6 protein-coding genes and 1 pseudogene are annotated in these 5887 nt (G+C 64.6%); 4 read left to right on the forward strand and 3 right to left on the reverse strand.

Annotated elements, in window-relative coordinates; genetic code table 11:
- The 3 genes from MOV74_RS29245 to MOV74_RS29255 all read left to right on the forward strand — a co-directional run.
- On the forward strand, positions 1-669 hold a 669-nt coding region (locus tag MOV74_RS29245), incomplete at its 5' end, for a citrate synthase (RefSeq protein ID WP_246930122.1).
- Between the two features lie 235 nt (positions 670-904).
- Positions 905-1087: a hypothetical protein gene (locus tag MOV74_RS29250; RefSeq protein ID WP_246930123.1), complete on the forward strand. Its 183-nt coding sequence runs from the start codon at positions 905-907 to the stop codon at positions 1085-1087.
- A gap of 888 nt (positions 1088-1975) precedes the next feature.
- A complete protein-coding gene (locus MOV74_RS29255) occupies positions 1976-3013 on the forward strand; it encodes a sensor histidine kinase (protein ID WP_246930124.1) in 1038 nt (345 codons plus the stop codon).
- 2 nt (positions 3014-3015) lie between these two features.
- Here the strand turns inward: MOV74_RS29255 and MOV74_RS29260 are convergent, their stop codons facing one another.
- Complete coding sequence (locus MOV74_RS29260; protein WP_246930125.1) at positions 3016-3648, reverse strand: J domain-containing protein; 633 nt, start codon at positions 3646-3648, stop codon at positions 3016-3018.
- A 107-nt stretch (positions 3649-3755) separates the two neighbouring features.
- On the opposite strand from MOV74_RS29260, the gene MOV74_RS29265 reads away from it, so the two are divergent.
- A complete protein-coding gene (locus tag MOV74_RS29265) occupies positions 3756-4025 on the forward strand; it encodes a BolA family transcriptional regulator (RefSeq protein WP_246930126.1) in 270 nt (89 codons plus the stop codon).
- A gap of 121 nt (positions 4026-4146) precedes the next feature.
- On the opposite strand, the gene MOV74_RS29270 is transcribed toward MOV74_RS29265, so the two are convergent.
- Positions 4147-5451, reverse strand: a complete 1305-nt coding sequence (locus MOV74_RS29270) for an HlyC/CorC family transporter (RefSeq protein ID WP_246930127.1) — start codon at positions 5449-5451, stop codon at positions 4147-4149.
- Positions 5452-5482: 31 nt separating this feature from the next.
- Positions 5483-5887: pseudogene (locus tag MOV74_RS29275) on the reverse strand (3-dehydroquinate synthase); the annotation flags it as partial.

The following is a 5887-nucleotide window of genomic DNA, read 5'->3' on the forward strand; positions in this document are numbered from 1 at the left end:
GATCCCAATGCGAGCCATGCCGCCGACACCTTGCGGATGTTGCGTGACGCCGCGCCGGAGCCGCGCGAGGTCGCGGCGCTCGATGCCTATTTCGTCACGGTCTGCGATCACGGCATGAACGCCTCGACCTTCACCACGCGCGTGGTGGCCTCGACGCAGGCCGATCTGTTCGCCGCCGTCACCGCCGGCTATTGCGCACTGACCGGCCCTCTGCATGGCGGCGCGCCGGAGCCGGTGCTGGAGATGTTGGACGCGATCGGCTCGAGCGAGCGGATCAAGCCATGGGTGGACGCGGCGCTGGCCCGCGGCGAGCGGCTGATGGGCTTTGGCCATCGCGTCTATCGCGTGCGCGACCCACGCGCCGACGTGCTCAAGACCGCGATCGAGCGGCTTTCAGCAGACGGCGCCGACCTGCCCTTTGCCGGCGAGGTCGAAGCCTATATCCGCAGCGCGCTGCGCAAGAAGAATCCGGAACGGCCGCTGGAGACCAATGTCGAGTTCTTCACGGCGATCCTCCTCGACGCGCTGGCGATCCCACGCCAGGCATTCACGCCGGTCTTCGCGATGGCGCGCGCCGCGGGATGGACCGCGCATGCGCGCGAGCAGCAGCGCACGGGACGATTGATCCGCCCGAGTTCGTCCTATGTGGGGGCGATGCCGGAGGCGTGAGGTATGGCGGAGCGTTCTTCTCCTCTCCCCTTGTGGGCCCGTTGCGTTATCGGCTGTTGGGATTGAGGACGCCAGAAGAGAAGGCCGAAGCCACGGCAATCGCTGGCCAAGTTTGTAGTTGTCGCCCTTTGCGGGCGGCTCAGGCCGCGATCGTGGCCCATCGCCTCATATTGAAGGCATGGAGGCGAGCAGGACCTGCCCGCTTGCCTTCGCCATGCGCCTGCGGGATTTGGCTATGGTCGAGCGCCACGTCGCGCTCGGCGAGGGTCATCCTGCCAAGCAGGAGGCCCTTATCGCGGGGCGGGAGCGCAAGGGACGCGACACTGACAATGCGCGGGCGTTCCTGACCACAATGCGCGAGACGCAAGCCTTGCACCTGCAGCATCGCGAGCGGCTGTTAGCGGAGTGGGTGCGCTAACTGATCACCTGATATCCCTTCGTTCCATTTGCGTCTGCGCACACGATATCGCACCGCTTGACGTGCCGACGCAGCTCCAAAAGATGGCAACCAAAGCGGATCGGAATCGGCGGTGATGAGTGCGCTCCGCTCCGCCTCAAGCACGCGGGCGCGAAGACTTTCCAATTCGGACAATTGAGAAGTGAGCTGTTCTAGACGCTCACGCAGCAGCACAGCGGCGTCAGCCGCTCGACCATGGTGTTCACGCATGTCGTGTAAAGCTCCCAACCAAGCTTTTGAATAAGACTTGGATCATGGTCAGCCATTGGACCAATCGGGAAAATGATGCAATCGCCACTGAAATCCGCCGACGTCGTTCCAGCACCTACATATGTGAATCCTATGTTGCTTTAGCCGAAAGTTAATTTTGGACGAGTGCGGCACGCGGCGCGGAGGTGCGGTCAGAGACTTCCCGACGGTGAAGCGCAAGGGGTGACCGCGCGCGGGGGCGAGGTCGGCGGAGATGCGTGCGGCGTGCGGAAAGCGCCGCCCCAACTCTGGACTCAATCGCCCTCCCGCCGTTTCCATTCTTCAATAGTCAATCCCTCAGGTATTTACTCCCGCCATCTCTGGCGGCTCACTCGCAACAAAGGCATGTTGGTTCGCGGAGATAGGCGCGCTTGCGCTGTGCCCACCATCAATCCGAAACGGCAACAGAAGTGGGGGCACGCTTCGGCCTTCGCTCTTCGAGCTACGGCGGACAAGTCGCTTTGCCCATCCTGCGCCACTGTCGTGCAGGCGAAGTCCTGAACTATCTCTGGGTTAAGGAGGATCCTCACGTCTCCGATTGGCCCATGGAACGTATTTGCCTGCAGCGAATTGCATGATCTGGCCCCGTCGAGGAATGCGATGCTGGACTTGCTTGGACAATCTGACGAGGCCAGGATCGGGGAGATCGCCAGGCAGGTAGCGAGCAGGAGCGCTGCCGGCGCGGATTCCGAGAGGCGATTCCAGGACTTGCTCCAGGCACTGCCGGCCGCGATCTACACGACCGACGCAGAGGGCCGCATCACCTTCTTCAATCAGGCCTGCATCGATTTTGCCGGACGCACGCCGAAGGTCGGCGAGATGTGGTGCGTGACATGGAAGCTCTATCTGCCCGACGGCACGCCGCTCCCCCACGATGAGTGCCCCATGGCCATCGCGCTGAAGCAGAACCGGCCGGTCCGCGATGTCGAGGCTGTGGCCGAACGGCCGGACGGTTCCCGGATCTGCTTCATGCCCTATCCGACGCCGCTGCGCGACGAACGCGGCCGACTGGTTGGCGCGGTGAACATGCTGGTCGACATCACGGCCCGCAAGCAGGCCGAGGAGCGGATGATGCTCCTCGCCTACGAGGTCGACCATCGTTCGAACAATCTGCTCGCGGTGACCCAGGCGATGCTGCGGCTGACGAAGGCCGAGACCGCTGCGGAATTCCAGGCGGCGTTTCAAGGCCGGCTCAGCGCGCTTGCCAACGTGCAGAGGCTGTTCTCGGCGTCGCGCTGGACCGGTGCCAGCCTGAAGACGATCGTCGAAGAGGAACTCCGGCCGTACGCAAGCGGAGACGGCGAACGCATCCGCATCGCGGGTGACGATATCCGTCTGCCGGCCACGCTCGCCCAGTCGATCGCGGTCGCCGTGCACGAATTGGCCACCAACGCTGCCAAATACGGGGCGCTGTCGACCCCGTCGGGCAGGCTGAAGATTCACTGGGAGACCACTGACGCGGAGCCGCTCGTGCTGCGCTGGTCAGAGCGCGGCGGTCCTCGGGTCAACGAGCCGCCGACGCGCACGGGCTTCGGGATCGGCGCCGTCGACGGTATCATCCGGACTTTGCGGGGACGAGTTACCCGGCAGTGGCGGCCGGAAGGACTGGTTTGCGAACTGTCCTTCCCGGAGGCGTAGCCTTACGCCTCCCGCACCACCGTCTTCAGATAATTATACGCCTTGATGATCTCGATCAGGCGGTCCTCGGTGGAGCGGTCGCCGCCGTTGGCGTCGGGGTGGTGCTGCTTCACCAGCGCCTTGTACTTGGCCTTGACGTCGGCGAGCGTGGCACTGGGGCCGAGGCCCATGACCTGGAGCGCCTTGCGCTCGGCGTTCATCACCTTGCGCGTCTCGGCCTTGGGCTCCGCTTCGGGACCCTTCCGCCAGCTGGCGCGGCCGTTGATCTCGCTGAACATGCTGAATGGATCGGACGCCATATCGATCTCGGCTTCCGCGCCCTTCTTGCCGCCATTGGCGCCCATCTTCCAGGTCGGGCGGTGGCCGGTCAGCGCATCCTTCTGGTAGCGCGCAACCGCGTCGGCATTCATGCCGGAGAAGAAATTGTAGTTCTGGTTGTACTCGCGCACGTGATCCAGGCAGAAGTGCCAGTATTCGCGCTGGTTATCGCGGCCCTTGGGTGCGCGATGCGCGCCCTTGTTCTGGCATCCGGCCCATTCGCAACCAACCGCGGTATCGCGCGGCTTCACTTCCGGCTGCTTGCCGCGCGGCTTGACGCGGATGGAGTCGAAGAACTTTGATGAATCGATCGGCATGGCTGACTTTGACTACGCAATGCAAAAACCTTCAAGTCTTGACATTGCAATTAGCGGCAAACCCCGGCAATTGACGGAGTGAGTACGCGCACCTTAATGGCACACACATGGCTATGAGAGACACTATCAGCAACAAGTTGCAGGAAGCTTTCACGCCCGAAAGTCTGCAAGTCGTGGACGAGTCACATCTGCATGAGGGCCACGCCGGCCATCGGCCCAGCGGCGAGACGCACTTCCGTGTGTATATCGTGTCTGCCGCCTTCAAAGGGAAGAGCCGGGTCGACCGCCACCGCATGATAAATTCGGCGCTGGCCGCGGAACTCTCCGGCGGCGTGCACGCGCTGGCGATCCAGGCTCAGGCGCCGGGGGAGAATTAACCCCGTCATTCCGGGGCGACTCGAAGAGCCGAACCCAGAATCTCGAGATTCTCGGGTGCGCAAGGGCGCACCCTAGTTCGATGCTTCGCATCGTCCCGGAATGACGGAGAGGACAGAGAGCTTAGAACGACGTCCCGGCCCGCCTCGGCTTGGCCTCTTCCAGCTCCGCATCGCGCGGCACCGGTGAAATACGGAGCGCGGTGATGCGGTTGCGCTCGCGGCGCAGGACGCGGAAGCGGAAGCCGTGGAAGGTGAAGCTCTGGCCGCGGTCGGGGATCGAGCGCGCCTCGTGGATGACGAGGCCGGCGACGGTGGTTGCCTCCTCGTCGGGCAGATGCCAGTCCATGGCGCGGTTGAGGTCGCGGATCGGCACCGAGCCGTCGACCACGACCGAGCCGTCCGGCTGGGCGCGCACGCCCGCGACCACGACGTCGTGCTCGTCGGAGATGTCGCCGACGATCTCTTCCAGAATGTCTTCCAGCGTCACAAGGCCCTCGACTTCGCCGTACTCGTCGACGACGAGCGCGAAATGGGTCTTGCGGCGGCGGAACGCCTTGAGCTGCTCGGAGACGGGGCGCATCTCCGGCACGAACCAGGGCGGCAGCGCGATGGTGGAGACGTCGATGCGCGAGGTGTCGCCGTCCGACGCACGGATCGCGCGCAGGAGGTCCTTGGCATGGAGCACGCCGATGATGTTCTCGGGCTTCTCGCGCCACAGCGGAATGCGGGTGTATTCGGTCGCCAGCACCTCGCGCACCAGCTCTTCGGGCGGCAGGTCGGCATTGATCATCATCATCTCGGTGCGATGGATCATGACGTCGGAGACCTGGAGCTCGCGCAGGTCCAGGAGGCCGCCGAGCATGTCGCGATCATGCTTCTCGAACTTGCCCTCGTGGTGCAGCAGGTCGACCGCGCCGCGCAGGCGCTCGGTCGGCGACAGGATCGCCTGGTGCTCGCCGGCGAGGCCGAACAGGCGCATGAGCAGGCGCACGATGACTTCGACGATGCGCAGCAGCGGCCCCAGCACGTACATGGTCAGCCGCATCGGGCGTGCGACCGCAAGCGCGACCCGATCGGGCGCGTTGATGGCGATGGTCTTCGGCAGCACCTCCGCGAAGATCACGACCAGCGCGGTCATCACGCCGGTCGCATAGAGCACGCCGACATCGCCGAACCAGGCCGTGAAGATCGCGGTCGCGATCGCCGAGGAGCCGATATTGGCGATGTTGTTGCCGAGCAGCAGCGCCCCGATCAGGCGCTCGCGCATGTCGAGCAGGTCCGAGACGACGTCGGCGTCGTGATTGCCCTGCTTGGAGAGGCGGAGCATGCTGGCGCGCGAGGCGCCGGTCAGCGCGGTCTCGCTGGCGGCGAAGAACGCCGAAACCAGCAGGCAGAGGACGACGATGGTGAATCCGAGCCAGTCCATGCACCACTCAACGGAAATAATCGGCCGCGCGTCAAACCTTCTGCGCGAGCTTCTCTTTGAGGAAATCGCGCACCGGGGCCGGCTCGACATCCTTCGCGATCACCGCGCGTCCGACGGCTTCCAGCAGGATGAAGGTGAGCTTGCCGCGCTTGACCTTCTTGTCCTGCCCCATCAGCGCCATCAGCGCGTCGGCATCGGCGAGCCCTTCCTGCGCAAAGCCCGCGATGTCCTGCAACCGTGTCGGCAGGCCGGCGTCGATCAGATGCCGCTCGACGCGTGCCGCATCGGCCTCGCCGATCATGCCGAGCTTTGCCGAGAACTGCGCCGCCAGCGTCATGCCGATCGCGACGCCCTCGCCATGGAACAGGCGGTCGGAGAAGCCGGTCGCCGCTTCCAGCGCGTGACCGAAAGTGTGGCCGAGATTGAGCAGCGCGCG

Source organism: Bradyrhizobium sp. SHOUNA76 (assembly GCF_023006445.1).
In the GTDB taxonomy this organism is placed as follows: Bacteria; Pseudomonadota; Alphaproteobacteria; order Rhizobiales; family Xanthobacteraceae; genus Bradyrhizobium.

Excerpts from the sequence above, each read along its gene's own strand:
- MOV74_RS29260 (WP_246930125.1), bottom strand. The coding sequence starts at position 3,648 with ATGCCGATCGATTCATCAAAGTTCTTCGACTCCATCCGCGTCAAGCCG.
- MOV74_RS29255 (WP_246930124.1), top strand. The coding sequence starts at position 1,976 with ATGCTGGACTTGCTTGGACAATCTGACGAGGCCAGGATCGGGGAGATC.
- MOV74_RS29265 (WP_246930126.1), top strand. The coding sequence starts at position 3,756 with ATGGCTATGAGAGACACTATCAGCAACAAGTTGCAGGAAGCTTTCACG.
- MOV74_RS29270 (WP_246930127.1), bottom strand. The coding sequence starts at position 5,451 with ATGGACTGGCTCGGATTCACCATCGTCGTCCTCTGCCTGCTGGTTTCG.
- MOV74_RS29250 (WP_246930123.1), top strand. The coding sequence starts at position 905 with ATGGTCGAGCGCCACGTCGCGCTCGGCGAGGGTCATCCTGCCAAGCAG.